1 pseudogene is annotated in these 408 nt (G+C 60.8%); it reads left to right on the top strand.

Going from position 1 to position 408, the window contains the following annotated elements:
• Positions 1 to 227: 227 nt before the first annotated feature.
• Positions 228 to 408, top strand: a pseudogene (locus VG556_RS22640) (hypothetical protein); the annotation flags it as partial.

Below are 408 nucleotides of genomic sequence, written 5' to 3'. Positions count from 1 at the left end.
TTTGCGCCGGCGCTCCTCGACTACTCGAAGCGCTGGATGAAGCGAACGGTAAAGAGGGTCGGATCAGTGCTCAACGCCTTCTTCTTCGCGAGCATCTTGGGCGTCGCCTCCATTGCGGCGCTAACCGCAGTATCCAGCTTCCAGATGACGGAGGTGGCCAAGAAGATTCAGCGCTGACCCCTATAGATCCAGAACCCACTACTGACACCCAAGAACAAGGAATACAAATGAAGACCAAGCCCACCCTTGCCAGCCGCCGCTCGGGCCGTGCCCTGCTGATTGGTGCCGGCCGGCAGCGCGGCGCGACGATGCTGGAAATCATGGCGTGGCTTGCCATCGCCGCCCTGATCATTGGCGGCGCCATTGCCATGATCGCCTCCGGCTGGAGCAGTTCGAAGGAGACCAAGG

The sequence above is a fragment of the Stenotrophomonas sp. CASM106 genome (assembly GCF_049384825.1).
In the GTDB taxonomy this organism is placed as follows: Bacteria; Pseudomonadota; Gammaproteobacteria; order Xanthomonadales; family Xanthomonadaceae; genus Stenotrophomonas; species Stenotrophomonas muris.
This window is presented reverse-complemented; position numbering and strand designations above follow the sequence as displayed.